Origin of the sequence: Angustibacter luteus (assembly GCF_039541115.1) — a bacterium.
GTDB classification, from domain to species: domain Bacteria; phylum Actinomycetota; class Actinomycetes; order Actinomycetales; family Angustibacteraceae; genus Angustibacter; species Angustibacter luteus.
Window position 1 is genome coordinate 166,894 of the sequence record NZ_BAABFP010000008.1, and the last position, 19,962, is coordinate 186,855.

General features: G+C 73.9%; 16 protein-coding genes and 1 pseudogene. 7 read left to right on the forward strand and 10 right to left on the reverse strand.

Going from position 1 to position 19,962, the window contains the following annotated elements; translation table 11 throughout:
- Positions 1 to 49: 49 nt before the first annotated feature.
- The 5 genes from ABEB17_RS17855 (at position 50) to ABEB17_RS17875 (ending at position 6,356) form a co-directional block, all read left to right on the forward strand.
- Positions 50 to 1,717 (forward strand): DNA repair helicase XPB, encoded by a 1,668-nt coding sequence (locus ABEB17_RS17855; protein WP_345718101.1) that lies wholly within the window; start codon positions 50 to 52, stop codon positions 1,715 to 1,717.
- Between the two features lie 29 nt (positions 1,718 to 1,746).
- Entirely contained in the window at positions 1,747 to 2,460 is a 714-nt protein-coding gene (locus tag ABEB17_RS17860) for a helix-turn-helix domain-containing protein (RefSeq protein WP_345718102.1), read from the forward strand.
- Between the two features lie 190 nt (positions 2,461 to 2,650).
- Positions 2,651 to 3,367 (forward strand): response regulator transcription factor, encoded by a 717-nt coding sequence (locus tag ABEB17_RS17865; RefSeq protein ID WP_345718103.1) that lies wholly within the window; start codon positions 2,651 to 2,653, stop codon positions 3,365 to 3,367.
- 1 nt (position 3,368) lies between these two features.
- Positions 3,369 to 4,871 (forward strand): sensor histidine kinase, encoded by a 1,503-nt coding sequence (locus tag ABEB17_RS17870; protein WP_345718104.1) that lies wholly within the window; start codon positions 3,369 to 3,371, stop codon positions 4,869 to 4,871.
- A gap of 51 nt (positions 4,872 to 4,922) precedes the next feature.
- Positions 4,923 to 6,356, forward strand: a complete 1,434-nt coding sequence (locus tag ABEB17_RS17875) for a S1C family serine protease (RefSeq protein WP_345718105.1) — start codon at positions 4,923 to 4,925, stop codon at positions 6,354 to 6,356.
- Here ABEB17_RS17875 and ABEB17_RS17880 read toward each other — a convergent pair.
- Positions 6,334 to 7,557, reverse strand: coding sequence for an MFS transporter (locus ABEB17_RS17880; protein WP_345718106.1), 1,224 nt, complete (start codon positions 7,555 to 7,557; stop codon positions 6,334 to 6,336). The genes ABEB17_RS17875 and ABEB17_RS17880 overlap by 23 nt on opposite strands.
- 91 nt (positions 7,558 to 7,648) lie before the next feature.
- Here ABEB17_RS17880 and ABEB17_RS17885 point away from each other — a divergent pair, with 91 nt between their 5' ends.
- Positions 7,649 to 9,709 carry a HelD family protein gene (locus ABEB17_RS17885; RefSeq protein WP_345718107.1) on the forward strand — a complete coding sequence of 687 codons (2,061 nt, stop codon included), beginning with the start codon at positions 7,649 to 7,651 and terminating at the stop codon, positions 9,707 to 9,709.
- Here the strand turns inward: ABEB17_RS17885 and ABEB17_RS17890 are convergent.
- The 8 genes from ABEB17_RS17890 to ABEB17_RS17925 all read right to left on the reverse strand — a co-directional run bounded on the left by ABEB17_RS17890 (position 9,696) and on the right by ABEB17_RS17925 (position 18,455).
- Positions 9,696 to 10,439: an SRPBCC family protein gene (locus ABEB17_RS17890; RefSeq protein ID WP_345718108.1), complete on the reverse strand. Its 744-nt coding sequence runs from the start codon at positions 10,437 to 10,439 to the stop codon at positions 9,696 to 9,698. The genes ABEB17_RS17885 and ABEB17_RS17890 overlap by 14 nt on opposite strands.
- Positions 10,440 to 10,448: 9 nt before the next feature.
- Positions 10,449 to 11,315, reverse strand: coding sequence for an FAD binding domain-containing protein (locus ABEB17_RS17895; RefSeq protein WP_345718109.1), 867 nt, complete (start codon positions 11,313 to 11,315; stop codon positions 10,449 to 10,451).
- Entirely contained in the window at positions 11,312 to 13,813 is a 2,502-nt protein-coding gene (locus tag ABEB17_RS17900) for a xanthine dehydrogenase family protein molybdopterin-binding subunit (protein WP_345718110.1), read from the reverse strand. The genes ABEB17_RS17895 and ABEB17_RS17900 overlap by 4 nt, the downstream gene beginning before the upstream one ends.
- Positions 13,810 to 14,277, reverse strand: coding sequence for a (2Fe-2S)-binding protein (locus ABEB17_RS17905; protein ID WP_345718111.1), 468 nt, complete (start codon positions 14,275 to 14,277; stop codon positions 13,810 to 13,812). Before ABEB17_RS17905 ends, ABEB17_RS17900 begins: the two co-directional genes overlap by 4 nt.
- Positions 14,278 to 14,400: 123 nt before the next feature.
- On the reverse strand, positions 14,401 to 15,183 hold the full coding sequence (locus tag ABEB17_RS17910; RefSeq protein ID WP_345718112.1) for an aldo-keto reductase family protein: 783 nt from the start codon (positions 15,181 to 15,183) through the stop codon (positions 14,401 to 14,403).
- Between the two features lie 45 nt (positions 15,184 to 15,228).
- Complete coding sequence (locus ABEB17_RS17915; protein WP_345718113.1) at positions 15,229 to 16,419, reverse strand: XdhC family protein; 1,191 nt, start codon at positions 16,417 to 16,419, stop codon at positions 15,229 to 15,231.
- Positions 16,412 to 17,563, reverse strand: a complete 1,152-nt coding sequence (locus ABEB17_RS17920) for a vWA domain-containing protein (RefSeq protein ID WP_345718114.1) — start codon at positions 17,561 to 17,563, stop codon at positions 16,412 to 16,414. The genes ABEB17_RS17915 and ABEB17_RS17920 overlap by 8 nt, the downstream gene beginning before the upstream one ends.
- Before the next feature lies 1 nt (position 17,564).
- Positions 17,565 to 18,455 (reverse strand): AAA family ATPase, encoded by an 891-nt coding sequence (locus ABEB17_RS17925; protein ID WP_345718115.1) that lies wholly within the window; start codon positions 18,453 to 18,455, stop codon positions 17,565 to 17,567.
- On the opposite strand from ABEB17_RS17925, the gene ABEB17_RS17930 reads away from it, so the two are divergent.
- Complete coding sequence (locus tag ABEB17_RS17930; protein ID WP_345718116.1) at positions 18,454 to 19,158, forward strand: HD domain-containing protein; 705 nt, start codon at positions 18,454 to 18,456, stop codon at positions 19,156 to 19,158. The genes ABEB17_RS17925 and ABEB17_RS17930 overlap by 2 nt on opposite strands.
- A 439-nt stretch (positions 19,159 to 19,597) precedes the next feature.
- On the opposite strand, the pseudogene ABEB17_RS17935 reads toward ABEB17_RS17930, so the two are convergent.
- Positions 19,598 to 19,855: pseudogene (locus tag ABEB17_RS17935) on the reverse strand (DUF4031 domain-containing protein); the annotation flags it as partial.
- Positions 19,856 to 19,962 lie beyond the last annotated feature (107 nt).

Here is a 19,962-nt window from a genome sequence, read left to right on the forward strand (position 1 = left end):
ACGGGCACTGACAACGGGCACTGACAGTGCGTCCTGAGACACTGTCCTGGTGAGCGCACCCGACGGACCGCTGATCGTGCAGAGCGACAAGACGCTGCTGCTCGAGGTCGACCATGCCGAGGCGGACGCGTGCCGCAAGGCGATCGCGCCCTTCGCCGAGCTCGAGCGCGCTCCCGAGCACGTGCACACCTACCGGTTGACCCCGCTGGGGCTGTGGAACGCCAGGGCCGCCGGGCACGACGCCGAGCAGGTGGTGGACACGCTGCTCACCTACAGCCGCTACCCCGTGCCGCACTCGCTGCTGGTCGATGTCGCCGAGACCATGGACCGGTTCGGTCGACTGCGGCTCGAGAAGCACCCCAGCCACGGCCTGGTGCTGCACGCCAGCGACGTGCCGGTGCTCGAGGAGGTGCTGCGCAGCAAGAAGGTGCAGCCCCTCGTCGGCGCCCGGCTGGACACCGAGACGGTGGCGGTGCACCCGAGCGAGCGCGGGCACCTGAAGCAGGTGCTGCTGAAGCTGGGCTGGCCGGCCGAGGACCTGGCTGGCTACGTGGACGGCGAGAAGCACGCGATCGAGCTGGACCTGCGCGACTGGCACCTGCGGCCGTACCAGAGCGAGGCGGTGGACAACTTCTGGCACGGCGGCTCCGGCGTCGTGGTGCTGCCCTGTGGGGCGGGCAAGACGTTGGTCGGGGCGGCGGCGATGGCGCGGGCCAGCGCGACCACGTTGATCCTGGTGACGAACACCGTGTCTGCCCGGCAGTGGCGCGAGGAGCTGCTCAAGCGCACCTCGCTCACCGAGGACGAGATCGGCGAGTACTCGGGCGCCCGCAAGGAGGTACGCCCGGTCACCATCGCGACCTACCAGGTGCTCACCGTGAAGCGGAAGGGTGTCTACCCGCACCTGGACCTGCTGGACGCCCGCGACTGGGGCCTGATCCTGTACGACGAGGTGCACCTGCTGCCGGCGCCGATCTTCCGGATGACCGCGGACCTGCAGGCCCGACGGCGGCTGGGCCTGACCGCGACGCTCGTCCGCGAGGACGGGCGCGAGGGCGACGTCTTCAGCCTGATCGGCCCGAAGCGGTACGACGCCCCGTGGAAGGACATCGAGGCGCAGGGGTACATCGCCCCCGCTGACTGCGTCGAGGTGCGGGTGAGCCTGCCCGAGCGCGAACGGCTGGCCTACGCGACGGCCGAGCCCGACGTCCGCTACCGGTTGGCGGCGTCGTCCGACGTCAAGACGAAGGTGGTCGAGCGGCTGGTCGAGCAGCACCGTGGCGAGCCCACCCTGGTCATCGGGCAGTACATCGACCAGCTGGACGAGCTGGGCGAGCACCTGGACGCGCCCGTCATCAAGGGCGAGACCACCGTGACCCAGCGACAGAAGCTGTTCGAGGCGTTCCGCACCGGCGAGATCCAGCTGCTCGTGGTGAGCAAGGTGGCGAACTTCTCCATCGACCTGCCCGAGGCGAGCGTCGCGATCCAGGTGTCCGGCAGCTTCGGCTCGCGCCAGGAGGAGGCCCAACGCCTCGGCCGGGTGCTGCGGCCGAAGGGCGACGGGCGGTCCGCGCGGTTCTACACCGTGGTCGCGCGGGACACCGTGGACGCCGACTTCGCAGCCCACCGCCAGCGGTTCCTCGCCGAGCAGGGCTACGCCTACCGCATCATCGACGCGACCGACGTCCTGACCGGCCCTGTGGACGGCGAGGCCTGACCGCTCGCCGTCCGCGCCAGACTGTTCAGGTGGACCCCCACGCGCCCGGTGCGCCCGACGCGCCGTCACTGGTCCTGCGACAGGCACGGGAGCGGGCGATGCTCACGCAGCGGGAGCTCGCCGTCCGCGCCGGCGTCTCACAGTCGGTCGTGTCCCGACTCGAGACCGGCGCCCGACCGACCTCCTGGACGGTCTTCACCCTGCTCCTGGGCGCCCTCGACCTGCAACCGCGGATCGCGCTGGAACCCCTGGAATCGCACGTCTCCCGGATGCTCGAGCTCGAGCAGTCGCGGCCGGCGCTGGACTGGTTCGACGACCTGGTGTTCGACCAGCGCGCGGTCGCGATGCTGCCCAGCCTGGTCCCGGTCGTGGTGGACGGGACGCTGGGCGCACGGCTGCACGGCCTGCCCCTCCCGGTGGGTGACATCGAGTTCCTGGTGCCGCCCAGCCTGGACGCGGCCGAGCTGGCGGCCGCGTGCCGTGCCTCGGTGATCAGCCTCCGAGCGGGGCCCGACGAGCGCACGGTGGTGGCCGAGCGCGAGAGCCGACGGCTGGTGTTCCGCACCGTGGCCGAGCCACCGGCAGCGACCCTGGTCACGCCACCGTGGGCCGGGACCTTTCCCGGCGACGTGTTCGACGACGGCGCACCGGTGCGAGTCGTACCGGTGGGCTCCCTGCGACTGACGAACGACGAGCAACGGTTCCTTCGCCACGCTCTGTCGAGGGCACCTCGCCGGGAGTAACCGCAGGAAAAGGGCGCGGCTCGAGCGTCGAATGCCATGGGGGCATGCGCATGCCAAACCGGCATGGGTCGCCCGACCGGAGCGGGTTGGCCCGCGACACGCTGAACGCGTCGTGGGGCCAGCGTGCACCGTGCGTTCAGCCAACTCCCAGACTCTGCCCCCACACTGGTGCGCAGGAAGGTGGTGGGGCATGCCCGCTTCGAGTACGCCAGAGGCTCGACTGCTCGTGGTCGAGGACGAGCCCAACATTCGTGAGCTGCTCTCGACGTCCCTGAGGTTCGCGGGCTTCGAGGTGCACACGGCAGCCGACGGCGCCACCGCGCTGAAGCTCGCCGAGACCACGCGACCAGACCTGCTCGTGCTGGACGTCATGCTCCCCGACATGGACGGCTTCGCCGTCACCCGCCGGCTGCGCGACCAGGGACGGCGCATGCCCGTCGTCTTCCTCACCGCGCGCGACGACACCCAGGACAAGGTCACCGGCCTCACCGTCGGCGGCGACGACTACGTCACCAAGCCGTTCAGCCTGGAGGAGGTCGTGGCCCGGATCCGCGCCGTGCTGCGCCGCACCAGCGGGCTCGAGGCGGACGACGGCGCGCGGCTCGCGTTCGCCGACCTCGAGCTCGACGAGGACTCCCACGAGGTGCGGCGGAGCGGGCGGCTCGTCGACCTGTCCCCCACCGAGTTCAAGCTGCTGCGCTACCTGATGCTCAACCCCAACCGGGTGCTGTCCAAGGCTCAGATCCTGGACCACGTCTGGGACTACGACTTCCGCGGCGAGTCCGGCATCGTCGAGTCCTACATCTCCTACCTGCGGCGCAAGATCGACGCCGACTCCCTCGAGCCGCTGATCCACACGCGGCGCGGGGTCGGCTACGTGCTGCGGCTGCCCCCCGAGCGAGGCTGACGTGGCTGAAGCAGGCCTGGCCGCCCGGCTCGACCGGGTCTCTCTTCGCGACCGGCTGGTCGCGGTCCTGGTGCTGCTCGCGCTCGTCGCGCTCACGATCATGGGCACCCTCGCCGTGACGCTGCTGCGCGGCCAGCTGGTGAGCAAGGTCGACGACCAGATCCTGGCCACCGAGCAGGTCCTGGTGCGCAACCCCGACTCCGGCCCGCAGCAGCAGCAACAGCAGCAGTCACCGCGCGGCATCCCGACGTCCACGTTCGGGGTGTTCCTGCCCGACACCGGTGGCAACTACCCGATCGGCCGGCGGATCGGCTCCGGCAGCCCGGACCTGGACGCGATCACCGACCAGGTCGTCGCCCAGCACGACGGCAAGCCGTTCACCGTGCAGAGCGCGACGGGCGGCGGCCACTGGCGCGTCGTCGCCGTCCAGGGGACCGACGCCGAACTCGGCCCGGGCACCCTGGTGATCGGTCAGAGCCTGCGGGACGTCGACGACACCGTGACCCGGATGGCCGTCATCCTGCTCGTGGTCGGCGTCATCGTGCTCGTGCTGGTCGGTGTTGCTGGCGCGCTGATCGTCCGGCAGACCCTGCGCCCGCTGCGCGAGGTCGAGGACGTCGCGGGAGCCATCGCGGCCGGCGACCTGTCCCGGCGCGTCCCGGAGCACCCGACGTCCACCGAGGTGGGCCGGCTGGCCGCGTCGCTGAACGCCATGCTCAGCCAGATCGAGCGGGCCTTCGCCGTGCAGTCCGCCTCCGAGGAGCGGATGCGCCGCTTCGCCTCCGACGCCAGCCACGAGCTGCGCACGCCGCTGGCCGCCGTCCGCGGCTACGCCGAGCTGTACCGCCAGGGCGCCGTCACGCAGAAGGCCGACCTCGACACCACGATGCGCCGCATCGAGAACGAGGCGACCCGGATGGGCGGCCTCGTCGAGGACCTGCTCACGCTCGCCCGGCTCGACGAGCAGCGCGACGAGAAGCGGGTGCCCGTCGACCTCACCGTCGTCGCGGCGGACGCCGTGCAGGACGCCCGCGCCCTGGACCCGGCCCGCTCCGTCCGGCTGACCGGACGCGGCGGCGAGCCGCTCGGCCCCATCGAGGTGCTGGGCGACGAACCCCGGCTGCGCCAGGTGGTCACGAACCTCGTGGCCAACGCGCTGCGGCACACCCCGGCCGGCTCCCCCGTCGAGCTGGCGGTGGGCCACGACGGCGCTTTCGGCATCGTCGAGGTCCGCGACCACGGCACCGGCATCGCCCCGGACCACGCCCGCAAGGTCTTCGAACGCTTCTTCCGCGCCGACGCGTCGCGGCAACGAAGCTCGGGCGGCTCCGGCCTCGGGCTGGCCATCGTCGCCGCGATCGTGGGCGCCCACGGTGGCCAGGTCGGCGTCAGCGAGACCCCCGGCGGCGGCGCCACCTTCGCCGTCCGGCTGCCGCTGGTCCGCAACGGGCTCGCATTCACAGGCCACTCCCAGGAAGAGCCCAGCGCCCAGCCAACTGCGTGAGGTGTCCTTGACTCAGACCCCCACACAGAGGTGAGAGCCAGGATGAGCCAGATGACCGAACCGCAGCCGCAGGCATCGCAGTCCACCGCGACGAGCACCCAGGACGCCGAGCCCACCATCGAGTGGTACGGCCCCTCGACGCCGGCGCACGAGAGCACGACGCCGCTCGCGCTGGGCGAGACGAACCCCTACGGCCAGCAGCCGGCCGGCGCCCCGCCGGTTCCGCCGACCCCGACCCACGGCACCGGTGGCCACGGCCGCCCGCGCTGGGTCGACGTCTGCGTCGCCGCCGTGGTAGCCGCCGTCGTCGCCGGTGGGACCACCGCCGGGGTGCTCGCCGCCACGAACGACGACAGCACCGCGAACGTCTCGAGCAGCGGCAACCACAGCAGCGGCAACGCTGCCGCCGGCACCGGCTCCGGCCCGGTCTCCCAGGCCAGCGCCGTCGCGCCGGACTGGAACAAGGTGGCCACCGCCGTCGAGCCGAGCGTCGTCGCGATCACCGCGACCACGCAGAGCGGCGGCGCCCAGGGTTCCGGCGTCATCCTCGACGCCAAGGGCCGCGTGCTCACCAACAACCACGTGGTGGCCGGTGTCGGCAGCGACGCCAAGCTGACCGTGACCACGTCCGGCGGGCTCACCTACACCGCGACCGTCGTCGGCACCGACCCCTCGACCGACCTCGCCGTCATCCAGATGAAGGGCGCCACCAACCTCACCCCCGCGACCCTGGGCGACTCCGACGCCGTCAAGGTCGGCGCCCCCGTGATGGCCGTCGGCAACCCGCTCGGGCTGGCCGGCACGGTCACCACCGGCATCGTCAGCGCGCTGGACCGCCCGGTCACCACGTCGAACGAGACCGAGGGCGACCAGGGTAGCCAGGACCAGCAGGGCCAGGGCACCATCCCCGGCCTGCCCGGCCAGGGCGAGCAGCAGCCCACCCAGCCCAGCCAGGGCTCCAGCACCGACAGCACCGTGGTCACCAACGCCATCCAGACCGACGCGGCCGTGAACCCCGGCAACTCGGGCGGCGCGCTGGTCGACATCAACGGCCGGGTGATCGGCGTCCCGTCGTCCATCGCCTCGCTCGGTGCCAGCGCCGGCAGCCAGGCCGGCAGCATCGGCCTCGGCTTCTCGATCCCGATCAACGAGGCCAAGTCGATCGCCGACCAGCTGATCGCCGACGGCACCGCGGAGCACCCCTTCCTGGGCGTCAGCCTGAAGGACGGCTCGGTCAAGCAGGACCAGGCCGAGCGCAACGCCGCGATCGTCGGGGACGTCACCGCGAACAGCCCGGCCTCCGCGGCCGGCCTGAAGAAGGACGACGCGATCATCGCCGTGGACGGCGAGTCCGTGAACGGCTCGGAGTCGCTGGTCGCTCAGATCCGCGAGCGCTCGGTCGGCAGCAAGGTCGAGCTGACCATCGTGCGGGACGGCAAGCAGCAGAGCGTCAGCGCGACGCTCACCAAGAAGTCGGCCGGCTGAGCCGGGGACGGCTGAGCACGGCCAGCACGAACGCAGCACACCCCGCGGCCACCGGGACGGCGAAAGCCGCCCGGTGGCCGTGGTCGTCCGCGAGGACGCCGGCCACCGCGGTCCCGGCGGCGTACCCGACGATCACGGCACTGGACAGCATCGTCATGACCGTGGCGGCCCGCTCGATCGGAGTGGCCCGCTCGGCGAGCGCGTAGAGCACGATGAGGTACGGGGCCACCGCGCAGCCGAACGCCATGACCGCCAGGGACACCGTCCACAGCTGGTTGACCAGCAGCAGCGGCAGCGACAGCAGGGCGAGGGCGAGCGCGAAGGCGACCAGCCGGTCCGGCAGGGCGAACCGCTGCGGGATGCGGGCGCTCGCCAGCCCGGCCAGCGCGCTGCCGAGGCCGAGCAGGCCGTAGACCAACCCGCCGGCGCCCGCATGGCCCAGCGAGGCGGTCAGGCTGGTGACGCCGACCTGGGTGCCGCCGAAGACCAGACCCAGCAGGGCGCCGCCGACCAGCAGCAGCACCGTGGTCGCCCCGCCCGGCAGCCCGCCACGCCGGGCTGCGGTCAGGTGCGGCGTGTGCGAGGGCCGGACGACGCGGGCCGTGGGGTGCAGCGCGAACGCCGTCACCGCCGTCAGTGACAGGACGGCGATCACGACCGGCACCGACTGCGGACCGGCGAGGCTGGCCAGCAGCCCGACCAGGGCCGGGCCGGCGACGAAGCTCGCCTCGTCCGTGGCGCCCTCGAGCGCGAACGCCTGGGTCACCCGCTGGCGTTCCGCCTCGGGCTCGCCGGCGCGCCGGATCAACGCCACCCAGCGCACCCGGGCCAGCGGCCCCACCTGCGGCGCGAACAGCCCGGCCAGCGCCCCGGCCGCGACCAGCGCCCCGGTGGAGGCGCCGCTGCGGGTGAGGGCGAGGACGCCCAGCATCCCGGCGGCGTACAGCGGGCCGACCACGAGCAGGACGATGCGCTGGCCGAACCGGTCGGCGGACGCGCCCGCCGCCGGGGCGCCGATCGCCGAGCCGAGGCCGATGGCGGCGGCCGCCAGGCCGCCGGTCGCGTACGAGTCCGTGCGGTCCGCGACGACCAGCAGCATGCCCAGCTGACCCATGGCCAGCGGCAGCTTCGCGAGGAAGCCGAGCGGCAGGAAGGTGGGCCCGGCGAGGCCCACGAGGGCACGGGTGGACGAGCGGTTCACGGGGTCTCCGGGTTGGCCGACGTGGCGCCGTCCCACCCCCGACGCAATAACCCTGTGCGCCGGACATGCTACCCGCGTAAGGTCGATCCTCGTGCCTGCCGCTGATCCGGATCCCCTCGAAGCGGAGCGCGGCTACCTGGAGCGGGCCCGATCGCAGCTCGCCCGGATGCGCGAGCGGACGCTGTCGCTGGAGGCGCAGGGCGGGGACCGGGTGTCCAGCGAGTTCCTGGCCGCCACGCTCTACCACCGGGCCGCGTCGTTGGCCGACGACCCGACGTCCACGCTGTTCTTCGGCCGGATCGACACCGACGCCGTACCCCCGGACCCCGAGGAGCGCTGGTACATCGGCCGCCGGCACGTGGCCGACGAGGCCGGCGACCCGGTGGTGATCGACTGGCGGGCGGACGTCTCGCGGGCCTTCTACCGGGCCAGCCGGGCCGAGCCGATGGGCGTGCGGCTGCGCCGCCGGTTCGGCGTGGACCACGGGCGGATCACGGCGTACGAGGACGAGCACCTCACCGACGCCGGCGAGACGGAGCAGCGCAGCCAGATCCTGGCCGGCGAGATCGAGCGGCCGCGCGTCGGGCCGATGCGCGACATCGTCGCCACCATCCAGCCCGAGCAGGACGCGATCGTGCGCGCCGACGTGTCCACCACGGTCTGCGTGCAAGGAGCGCCGGGCACCGGCAAGACGGCGGTGGGGCTGCACCGGGCGGCCTGGCTGCTGTACGCCTACCGCGAGCGGCTGGCCCGCAGCGGCGTGCTGGTCGTCGGCCCGAACCGCGCCTTCCTCGAGCACGTCGGGTCGGTGCTCCCGGCGCTCGGCGAGATCGAGGTCGCGCACACCACGGCCGAGCAGCTGGTCGGCTCCGTGCCGGTGCGGGCGAGCGAGCCGGCCGCCCTGGCCACGTTGAAGGGCGACGCGCGGATGGCGGAGGTGCTGTCCCGCGCGGTGTGGGCCACGGTGCGCGAGCCGGACGACGCCCTCGTCGTGCCGCGCGGCTCGCGGCGCTGGCGGGTACCGGCGTACGAGGTGCGCGAGATCCTCACCGAGCTGCGCACCCGAGGCGTGCGGTACTCGGCCGCCCGGGCCATGCTGTCGCACCGGCTGGCGCACGCCGTGCTGCTGCTGATGGAGGAGGCCGGCGACTCACCGGACGACCGGGTGCAGGACGCGGTGGCCCGCTCACGCCCGGTGAAGGCGTACGTGGACGCCGTGTGGCCGGCCGTGGATGCACCCCGGCTGGTGATGACCCTGCTGTCCGACCGGGACCTGCTGGCCGCGAGCGCCGACGGCATCCTGTCCGAGGCGGAGCAGGACCTGCTCGCCTGGCCGACGCCGGCCCGCGGCCCGCGGTCGGCGCCGTGGACGCCGGCCGATGCCGTGCTGGTCGACGAGGTCGAGGACGTGCTGACCCGCACCCCCTCCCTCGGCCACGTGGTGCTGGACGAGGCGCAGGACCTGTCCCCCATGCAGCTGCGGGCCGTCGGACGACGGTGCTCCACGGGGTCGATGACCGTGCTCGGCGACATCGCGCAGGGCACGACGCCCTGGTCGACGCGCTCCTGGGCCGAGTCGTTGCGGCACCTGGGTCAGGACGGCGCGCACGTCGAGGAGCTGGTCCGCGGCTTCCGCGTGCCCTCGGCGGTCATCGACTTCGCGGCGCAGCTGCTGCCGTTCATGGCGCCCGGCCTGGCGGCGCCCGAGTCGGTCCGCGAGGACCCGGGCGTGCTCGAGCTGCGCGCGGTGGCCGCGGACGACGTCGTGCCCGCGACCGTCGAGGCGGCCCGGTCGGCGCTGGCGATCGAGGGGTCGGTCGGCGTCATCGTGGCGGACGCGGAGGTCGCCGCCGTGGCGCGGGCGTTCTCAACCGCGGGCCTCGAGCACCTGCGGCTGGGCCGCGACGACGAGCTGGACGGTGGCACGGCCGACCACGAGGACGGCGCGCACCGGCTGCACCTGGTCCCGGCCACGGTCGCCAAGGGCCTGGAGTTCGACCGGGTCGTCGTCGTGGAACCGGCCGCGATCGCCGCCGCCGAGCCGGACGAGCGGACCGGCCTGCGCCGGCTGTACGTCGTCCTGACCCGTGCGGTGACCGGGCTCACCGTCGTCCACGCCGAGCCCCTGCCCGAAGCCCTCAGCCCCGGGTGACCGCCCAGACGATGATGGCGACCACCACGAGGCCACCGACCCAGGGCCCGTAGCGCTTGAGCAGGACCGGGCCGACGACGCTGCCCAGGTTGACCTCGGCCGGCTCCGCGGGTGGCCCCGGCGGGATCGCCACCGGCGGCGGGACGGCGGCCTCCACCGGCGGCGCGGAGGCCACCGGCTCGCCCGTAGCGTCCGAAGGCATCTCACCTGTGGGTGCGATCGGTTCGGACCCGGTGGGTTCGGACGCCGTAGGTTCGGACGCTGTGGGTACGTCGGCGGCGGCGGCGGGCTCGGCGAGGCGGGTGGACAGGCACAGCGCGAACTGGTCGAGCAGCTTGCCACCGACGTCCTGGATGACGCCGCGGCCGAACTGGGCCGGGCGCCCGGTGATCTTCAGCTCGGTGTCGACGACGACCTTGGTGCCGGCGGCGTCGGGCTCCAGGTGCGCCCTGATGGTCGCGCCCGCCGTCCCGTTGCCGCGCTTGTCCTTGCCCTGCGCCTCGATGACGGCGCTGTACGTCGCGTCGTCCCGGGAGACCCAGGTGCCCTTGCCGGCGTACTGCAGGGCGATCGGGCCGAGCTTGACCTTGGCCGTGCCCTCGAAGTCGTCACCGTCCACCGAGGTGATCACGGCGCCGGGCAGGCAGGGCGCGATCCGCTCGATGTCGGTGAACGCCGCCCACGCCTCGTCGATCCCGATGGGCACGGTGAACGTGTGCTGCAGCTCCATCCGAGAGCCTCAGGCCCCGGCGGCGCTGAGCACGGCGCGGCCGGTCAGCACCCCCGCGAGGTGACGTCGGTAGTCGGCGTCGGCGTTCGCGTCCGTGGGCGGGGTGGTCCCGTCACCGGCCGCCGCGCACGCCACCCGCACCGCGTCGGACGTCGCCCGCTGGCCGACCAGCGCGGCCTCGACCCCGGTGGCCCGCACCGGCACCGAGCCCATGTTGGTCAGCCCGACGCGGGCCTCGGCGATCGTGCCGCCCTCGACCTTCAGCGCCACGGCCGCCCCGACCATCGCCCAGGCGTGCGAGATCCGGTTGAACTTCTCGTAGCAGGCACCCCAGCCGGTGTACTTCGGCACCCGGACCTGGACGAGCAGCTCGCCCTCGCCGACGGCGGTGGTGAACAGGTCCTGGAAGAAGTCGGCCGCGGCCACGGTGCGCCGCTCGCCGCCGGCCCCGGCGATGACCATCTCCGCGCCCAGCGCGAGCGTCGGGGCCGGCAGGTCACCAGCCGGGTCGGCGTGCACCAGCGCGCCGCCGAAGGTGCCGCGGTGCCGCACCTGCGGGTCGGCCACCGTCTCGGTGGCCAGGGCGAGCAGCAGCGCGTGCTGGCGGACCAGCTCGTGCCGCAGCACCGTGTCGTGGGTCGCCATGGCGCCGATGACGAGGGCGTCGCCGTCGTCGCGGACGTCGGCCAGGTCGCCGATCCGGCCGAGGTCGACGATGACCTCGGGCGCCGCGAGCCGCAGCCGCAGCACCGGTATCAGGCTCTGCCCACCGCCCATGACCTTGACGTCCTTGCCGTCGGCCGCGGCGGCAGCGAGCAGCTGCAGCGCCTCGTCCACGGAGGTCGGCGCGTGGTAGTCGAACGCCGCGGGGATCATGCCGGGCTCCCTTCGTCGGAGCCCTCGGCTCGGGTGGGCGACGGTTCGACCCCGCCGGACTGCGCGGGCTCCTCCCAGTGCGGCACGGCCGCAGCGGCCTCGCCGGCGGCACCGGCGGCACCGTCCCGCAGCGCCCGCCAGACACGCTGCGGGGACAGCGGCATCTCGATGTCGGACACCCCGAGGTGCCGGACGGCGTCCAGCACCGCGTTGACCACGGCCGGCGTCGAGGCGATGGTGCCGGCCTCGCCGACCCCCTTGACGCCCAACGGGTTCGTGGTGGACGGCGTCGTCGTCCGGTCCGTGGTGAAGTGCGGCAGGTCGACCGCGGTGGGCAGCAGGTAGTCCACGAACGTCGCCGTGGTCAGCGTGCCCTGGTCGTCGTGCACGGCCTCCTCGTAGAGCGCCTGCGCGATGCCCTGGGCGAGCCCGCCGTGCACCTGGCCCTCGACGATCAGCGGGTTGATCACCTCGCCGATGTCGTCCACGCACACGTACGAGCGCAGCTTCACCGCACCGGTCTCGGTGTCCACCTCGGCGGCGCACAGGTGCGTGCCGTGCGGGTAGGAGAAGTTCTCCGGGTCGAAGGTCGCGTCGGAGTCCAGGGTCGGCTCCACGCCGTCCGGCAGGTTGTGGCCCTGGAAGACGGCGAACGCGAGCTCGCCCATCGAGACGCCCTGGTCGGTGCCGCGCACGCTGAACCTGCCGCCGGTGAACTCCAGGTCGTCCTCACTGGCCTCGAGCAGGTGCGCCGCGATGGGCCGCGCCTTCTCGATCACCTTGTCGGCGGCGTTCACGATGGCGATGCCGCCGACCACCAGCGAGCGCGAGCCGTAGGTGTCCAGGCCCTTGTGCGAGATCTGGGTGTCGCCGTGCAGCACCTCGACGTCCTCGAAGGCGACGCCGAGCCGGTCGGCGACGATCTGGCTGAAGGCCGTCTCGTGGCCCTGCCCGTGCGCGCTGGCGCCGGTCAGCACCTCGACCTTGCCCGTGGGCAGCATTCGGATGGACGCCGACTCCCAGCCGCCGCCGACGTAGCTGAGCGCACCCAGCACCCGGGACGGCGCGAGCCCGCACATCTCGGTGAAGGTGGAGATCCCCAGCCCGAGCTGGACGGCGTCCCCGCTGTCCCGGCGCTGCTGCTGCTCGGCACGCAGCGCGTCGTAGCCGAACAGCTCCTTGGCCTTCTCGGTGGCCGCCTCGTAGTTGCCGGAGTCGTACTCCAGCCCGGCGACCGTGGTGAACGGGAACTCCTCGTGCTTGATCCAGTTCTGCTCGCGCACCTCGAGCGGGTCGCGGCCCAGCTCGGCGGCGAGCTCGTCCATCATCCGCTCGATGCCGAAGGTGGCCTCGGGCCGGCCGGCGCCGCGGTAGGCGTCCGTCCAGGTCTTGTTGGTGAACACGTTCGTGCAGGTGAACCGGTACGCCGGGAACTTGTAGATGGCGGTGAACATGAAGGCGCCCAGGATCGGCACGCCCGAGGTGACCAGGCCCAGGTAGGCGCCCATGTCGGCCAGCAGGTCGACCTTGAAGCCGGTGACCGTGCCGTCCTTGGTGGCGGACAGCGTGAGCCGCTGGATCTGGTCGCGCCCGTGGTGCGCGGTCAGGATCGACTCGGTGCGGGTCTCGGTGCTCTTGCACGGCTTGCCGAGCCGGCGGGCGACCAGGAAGGTGATCAGCTCCTCCGGCGTGAACTGGAGCTTGCCACCGAACCCGCCGCCGACGTCCGGCGCGATGACCCGGATCTTGGACTCCGGGACGCCGGTGCCGAGCGCCAGGAAGATCCGAACGAAGTGCGGCACCTGGGTCGCGCTCCACACGGTGATCTGCTCACCGGTCGGGTCGACGACGACCGAGCGCGGCTCCATGAACGCCGGCACGAGCCGCTGCTGGCGGAACTGGCGCTCGATCACCACGCCGTTGAGCCGCGCGTCGGAGATGGCGGCGTCGACGTCGGTGCCCGTGCCGGCCTCGGCCGAGTCGAAGACCCAGACGGCGCTGACGTTGCTGTCCAGCGAGGGGTGGGCCAGGGCGGCGCCGTCCTCGACGGCGGCCGCCATGTCCAGCACGACGGGCAGCTCGTCGTAGTCGACGTCCACCAGCTCGGCGGCGTCCCGGGCCTCGCGCAGCGTCCGCGCCGCCACGACCGCGACGGCCTCGCCGGCGAACGCGACGTGGTCGACGGCGAGCGCCGGGTGCCGCGGGGCCTTCATGTCCGGGGTGATCGGCCACGCGTTGGGCAGGCCGCCCTGCTCGGCGTCCAGGTCGGCGCCGGTGTAGACGGCCACGACGCCGGACGACGCCAGCGCCGCACTCGTGTCGATCGAGGTGATCGTGGCGTGCGCGAAGGGGCTGCGCACGTAGGCCAGGTGCAGCATGCCGGGCAGCGTGATGTTGTCCGTCCAGCGGGTGCGGCCGGTGATCAGCCGCTGGTCCTCCTTGCGGCGGCGGGCCCGGCCGACCTCCGCGGTGGCGGTCGGGTCGTCGACGGCGGTCACCGCGCACCGGCCTTCGACGCGGCCTGCACCGCGGCCACGATGTTCTGGTAGCCGGTGCACCGGCACAGGTTGCCCTCGAGCCCCTCGCGGACCTCGTCCTCCGACGGGTCCGGGTTGTCGTTGAGCAGCGCGCAGGCCGACATGATCATGCCGGGGGTGCAGTAGCCGCACTGCAGGGCGTGGTGCTCGTGGAAGGCGGCCTGCATCGGGTGCAGCTCACCGTCGGTGGCCAGCCCCTCGATGGTGGTGACCTCGTGCCCGTCGGCCTGGACGGCGAGCACCGTGCAGGACTTCACGCTCACCCCGTCCAGGTGCACGGTGCAGGCGCCGCAGTTGCTGGTGTCGCACCCGATCACGGTGCCGGTCTTGCCGAGGTTCTCGCGCAGGTGCTGCACGAGGAGCAGTCGGGGCTCGACGTCGTCGCTGTACTGGACTCCGTCGACGGTGACGGTGACACGGGTCATGCGGCCTCCACGGATGCGGTGCGCGAAGGTCCACCCGAGAGGTGCGCGAGCAGAACACGACGCTGTGGCTCGATGGCCTCATCCAATGCCGTTGAGAGCGCAAGCACAAGGGGAACGGCGCGTTTAGGCCGCAGATCGCAGTGGCAGCAGGCTCTGCATCGCCCGGACCTGCTCCGCGTCCTTCGGGTCCACGACGACGTGGTCGACCCCGTCCAGCAGGTGCTGCTGGCAGGTGGCCAGCGGCGCGGCCCCGGCGCGCGGCCAGACCGGCAGCGGGTCCGTGCCCAGGGCGCGCAGCCCCGTCCGGTGCGCCGCGAGCACCAGGTCGTTCGGTCCGCCCCGGCCCGCGCACGCCCAGCAGGGCAGCTGGACGACGGCGAGCCGGTGGTCCCCGCGCACCGCCCGGGCCAGTTCCACCCAGCGCTGCAGCAGCCGCGCGCCGGCCGCCTGGGACGTGCCGATCCGCACGCCGTAGCAGCCGAGCTCACCGCGGTCGCCCAGCAGCTCGCAGGTGGCGAAGGCAGCCGTCAGGGCCTGCTCGACGGCGGCCTGGTCGACCGCCGCCTGCTCGGGGTCCGGCGCCGCGTCCGCCATCAGCAGCCTGGTCGGGTCGAGCACCAGGACGTCGAGCCGGTCCCGCCGCAGCCGGGACGCCGCGACCCGGACCCGCCGCACCACCGCGTGCGGGTCCAGCTCGCCGGTGCTCGCCACGACGGCCACGTCGTCGAGTCGGCGGGACAGCACCCGCCCGACTGCGGTCTCGGCCTGCTCGGGAGCGGGCCCCGCGACGTCCACGAGGGAGCACCCGCGGTCCAGCGCGATGGCCAGGGTGCGCTCCTCGTCGTCGGCCCCCGTCCAGCGACGGGTGCCGAACCCGATGGCCGATGCCTGCGCGAGCTCGAGCACGATCACTCCCCTGCCACGTGGTGGCCGCCGGACGCGGCCACTCGGTCAGGAAGAGCCCGCGGTGGCTTCTGGTGATACGTCCGGTGATACGTCCGGTGATGCGTGTGGTGCCACGTGGTGGATCGGCCCGGCGAGCTCGACGAGCCGACTGCCGCGACCGCCCCAGCGCAGCTGGACGATCTCCGCCGCGATCGAGATCGCCGTCTCCTCCGGGGTGCGGGCGCCGAGGTCCAGCCCGATCGGCGAGCTCAGCCGCGCCAGCGCGGCGGCACTCACCCCGGCCTCCTGCAGCCGCTTGACCCGGTCGTCGTGGGTCCGCCGCGACCCCATCGCACCGACGTAGGCGACGTCCAGCTCGAGCGCGACCTCCAGCAGCGGCACGTCGAACTTCGGGTCGTGGGTGAGCACGGCGAGCACCGCGCGCTCGTCGACCCGCCCGGCGTCCGCCTCGGCTCGCAGGTACTGGTGCGGCCAGCGCACGACGACCTCGTCGGCCTCCGGGAACCGCGTCGCGGTAGCGAACACGGGCCGGGCGTCGCAGACGGTCACGTGGTAGCCGAGGAACGAGCCCACCCGGGCCACCGCGGCGGCGAAGTCGATCGCCCCGAACACCAGCATCCGCGGCTTCGGCGCGTACGACGCGACGAACACCCGCATCCCCTCGCCGCGCCGCTCGCCGTCCGGACCGTACGTCAGCGTCTCGGTGCGGCCGGCGGCCAGCAGACCGCGCGCGTCGTCCGCGACGGCGTCGGTGGCGCGCTCGGAGACCAGCCGGCCGACCGTCGGCTCGGAGTCGTCGTCGGGGTGCACGACGAGCCGGCTGCCGACCAGCGCCGGGTCCGGGTGCTCGATGACGGTGCACACCGCGACGGGGCGACCGGCCCGGACGTCGTCCGCGACCTGACCCAGCTCGGGAAAGGTCAGCGGGTCGACCCGCTGCACCAGGACGTCCAGGATGCCGCCGCAGGTCAGGCCGACCGCGAAGGCGTCGTCGTCGCTGACCCCGTAGCGCTGCAGGACCGGCACGCCGTCGGCGATGACCTGCTGGCCGAGCTCGTAGACGGCGCCCTCGACGCAGCCGCCGCTCACGCTGCCGACGGCCTCGCCGTCCGGACCGACCAGCATCGAGGCGCCAGCGGGGCGCGGCGCCGACTGCCAGGTCGCGACGACCGTGGCCATCGCGGACGGTTTGCCGTCCCGCCACCAGCCGAGCAGCTCGTCCAGGACCTCACGCACCCGCGACCACCTCCATGAGCCGGGCGTACGACGCCACCGAGTGCCCCGCCACGAAGTCGTCAACGTACGGCAGCACCGCAGCCATCCCGCCCTGCACGGGTTGGTAGCCCTCCTTGCCGCGGTGCGGGTTCACCCAGACCAGCCGGTGAGCCAGCCGGTGCAGCTGGTGGACCTGCTCGCCGAGCTGCGCGGGGTCGCCGCGCTCCCAGCCGTCGGAGCAGATCACGACGACCGCCCCGCGCGCCACCCCCCGACGTCCCCAGCGCTCCACGAACGCGGCGAGCGTCTCGCCGAGCCGGGTGCCGCCGGACCAGTCCGGCACCTGCTCGCCGGCCGCCCGCAGCGCCCGCTCGACGTCGCGGTGGGCGAACGACGGCGTGACCCGGGTCAGCCGGGTGCCGACCGTGAACACCTCGACGCGCGAGCGCCCCTGCCCAACTCCGGCCCGGACCTGGGCGTGCGCGAGCCGCAGCAGCACGTCGGCGTAGGGCGCCATCGAGCCGGACACGTCGACGAGCCAGACCACCCGGCGCGGACGGCGCCCGGCGCGCCGATAGCGCAGCGGGCCGGGCTCGCCGCCACGGCGCAGCTCCTCGCGCAGGGTGCGGCGGACGTCGAGCTCGCCGCGGGCTGAGGACCGCCGCCGGGCGGAGCGCCGGCTCGGCATCTGGACGTCGAGCTCGGCGAGGAGCCGGCGCATCTGGGCGCGGCCGCCCTCGTCGAGGTCGGCGACGTCGCGGTGCCGCAGCACCTCGGTGGCGCTGGCCGCGGCGCGCACCGGGTCGTCGTCCAGGTCCTCGGGGTCGCCGGAGCGACCCGAGTCGCTCTCCAGCGACGCCATGGTGGACGGCGGCAGCGGGGTCGGCGCGTCGGCGCCGCGGGGGCGAGGGCGACGTCCGCCGAACCAGTCGTCGAAGGCCAGGTCGTACAGCCGCAGATGGTCCGGGTCACCGCACAAGGTGGCCCGCCCGGCCCAGTAGACGCCCGCCCGGTCCGCCGCGCCGACCTCGGCGGCCGCGGTCAGGAACGCCGTCGTCCGGTCCGGGGTGACCGGGACGCCGGCCGCGCGCAGCGTGCGGGCGAACCCCGCCAGCACGGTCGCGACATCAGGCGTGGCGACGTCGGGCACCGCGACGTCAGGCATGTCAGCCGGCAAGCAGCCGGGCCAGGTCCTGGCGGACCCGGTCGGCGTCCTCGCGGTACTTCAGCACGGCGCCCAGGGTGGTGGCGGCGACCTCGGTGTCCAGCTCCTGCGCGCCGAGCTCGACGAGGCAGCGCGCCCAGTCCAGCGACTCGGCGACGCCGGGCGGCTTCAGCAGCCCGATGGTGCGCAGCCGCTGGGCGGCCGCGGCGACCTGCTCGGCGAGGCGCTGCGGCACCTGCGGCACGCGGGACCGGACGATCTCGATCTCGCGGACCAGTCCGGGGTGCTCGACCCAGTGGTAGAGGCAGCGCCGCTTGAGCGCGTCGTGCACCTCGCGGGTCCGGTTGCTGGTGAGCACCACGATCGGTGGCTGGGCCGCGGTGACGGTGCCGAGCTCGGGGATGGTCACGGCGTACGTGGAGAGCACCTCGAGCAGGAACGCCTCGAACTCGTCGTCCGCGCGGTCGATCTCGTCGACCAGCAGCACGCTGGGGCTGGTGCGCAGCGCGGCCAGCACCGGCCGGGCCAGCAGGAACCGCTCGTCGAACAGCGAGCGCTCGGCGGCCTCGACGTCGATCCGCTGGTCACCACGGGTGGCTTCGAGCGCACGCAGGTGCAGGACCTGGCGGGTGACGTCCCAGTCGTACAGCGCCTGGCTGGCGTCGATGCCCTCGTAGCACTGGAGCCGGATCAGCGGGGCGCCGGTGACCTGGGCGAGGGCCTCGGCCAGGGCGGTCTTGCCGGTGCCGGGCTCGCCCTCGAGCAGCAGCGGGCGGTGCAGCCGCATGGCCAGCCAGGCGACCGTGGACAGGCCGGGGTCGGGCAGGTAGCCGGTGCCGCGCAGGCTCTCCCCCAGCACCTGCGCGCTCGACCAGGCCTCGTCGGCGCTCATGGCGACAGCATCGCACGCGGCACGCACCCGCACCTCGTGGATCATCGGCGCGCTGTCCGCGACAATGGCGCGCATGGAGCTGCTCGGCGGATGGGTACGGCACGCGCGCCGGATGGCGCCCGGCATCGACCGGACGGACCTCGAGGCGGCCGGCCTGGAGCTGCTGGCCCGCTACGAGGAGCCGCACCGGGCCTACCACGACCAGCGGCACCTGTCAGAGGTGCTGGCCGCGGTGGCGCTGCTCGCCGAGCACGCGCACGACCTGTCGGCCGTGGTGCTGGCGGCGTGGTGGCACGACGCGGTGTACGAGATCGGCGCGGACGACAACGAGGAGGCCAGCGCCCGGCTGGCCACGGCGACGCTGGCCGGCTGGGAGTCCGACCCGGACCGCGTGCTGCACGTCGGCGACCTGGTCCGGATGACGGCCCACCACGCTCCCGAGCAGCACGACGCCGACGGGCAGGTGCTCAGTGACGCCGACCTCGCCGTCCTGGCCAGCCCGGAGCACCGCTACTCGGTGTACGCCGCCGACGTCCGCCGCGAGTACGCCGCCGTGCCGGACGTCGCGTTCCGCGCTGGCCGGGCCGCGCTGCTGCGCGGCCTGCTCGAGCGGCCGGCGATCTACCGGACGCCGTCGGCGCACGAGCGCTGGGAGGCGTCGGCGCGCGCGAACGTCGAGGCCGAGCTGCGCGACCTGGGGTGAGCGGCGGGCGGCTGGGGCGCCGGCGCCTGGTGCCTCAGCGGGGCCCGCGCAGCCGGTCCAGCAGCGGCAGCCAGTAGGTCAGCGCCGGCAGGTCCGCCAGCTCCTCGGCCGCCGCCCAGCGCAGGGGCTGCTGCTCCGCCAGGGCGGCGATGAGCTCGGCGGGGCTGACCCCGCGCAGCGCGACGTGCAGCTTGCGGCTGGCGGGCTCGGGACCGAACCGTGCACGCAGGTGGCCGAGCGGCTGACCGCGCTGAGGGTCGGGGAGCGCGGGCAGTGCGTCGTCGGCCAGCGCGAACCGGCCCCCGGCCCGGGCCAGCAGGGCCACGCCGACCGTGGTGTCCGCCGGTGGCCCCAGCCGCGAGGCGATGACGTCGACCCGGTGCGGGCCGACGTCGGGCAGCAGGTGCCCGTCCGGCCAGGTGCGCAGGACGCGTTCGCCCTTGCGCTTGGGCACCCGCAGCCCACTGCGCTGCAGGCCGAGCAGCAGGTCGCGCCCGGCCACCGCGCGGGCGCCGGCCGCGACCAGGGCGTGGTACCGCTCCTGGGGCACGTCGTAGTGGTCGCCCTCGAACGCCCGCCGCGGCACCCCGGCGGCGGCGGCGAACGCGTGCAGCTCCTCGTACGACACGTCGCTGACCAGGTGCGACCAGAGGCGGCCGTGCGCCGGCCACGCGGGAGGGTCGATGAGGACGGCCACCAGCGCAGCGTAGGTGAGCCCGAGCCTGTGGATGACCGCAGCGCGGTCGTCGCGACCTCCCCTAGCGTCGGAGGGACACACCCAGCAGGACGACGAGAGGGGCCTTC

What these genes read in the sequence shown, in the direction of transcription:
- ABEB17_RS17865 (WP_345718103.1), top strand. Translation starts at nt 2,651, where the DNA reads ATGCCCGCTTCGAGTACGCCAGAGGCTCGACTGCTCGTGGTCGAGGAC.
- ABEB17_RS17875 (WP_345718105.1), top strand. Translation starts at nt 4,923, where the DNA reads ATGACCGAACCGCAGCCGCAGGCATCGCAGTCCACCGCGACGAGCACC.
- ABEB17_RS17890 (WP_345718108.1), bottom strand. Translation starts at nt 10,439, where the DNA reads ATGGAGCTGCAGCACACGTTCACCGTGCCCATCGGGATCGACGAGGCG.
- ABEB17_RS17895 (WP_345718109.1), bottom strand. Translation starts at nt 11,315, where the DNA reads ATGATCCCCGCGGCGTTCGACTACCACGCGCCGACCTCCGTGGACGAG.
- ABEB17_RS17905 (WP_345718111.1), bottom strand. Translation starts at nt 14,277, where the DNA reads ATGACCCGTGTCACCGTCACCGTCGACGGAGTCCAGTACAGCGACGAC.
- ABEB17_RS17920 (WP_345718114.1), bottom strand. Translation starts at nt 17,563, where the DNA reads ATGCCTGACGTCGCGGTGCCCGACGTCGCCACGCCTGATGTCGCGACC.
- ABEB17_RS17930 (WP_345718116.1), top strand. Translation starts at nt 18,454, where the DNA reads ATGGCGACAGCATCGCACGCGGCACGCACCCGCACCTCGTGGATCATC.
- ABEB17_RS17925 (WP_345718115.1), bottom strand. Translation starts at nt 18,455, where the DNA reads ATGAGCGCCGACGAGGCCTGGTCGAGCGCGCAGGTGCTGGGGGAGAGC.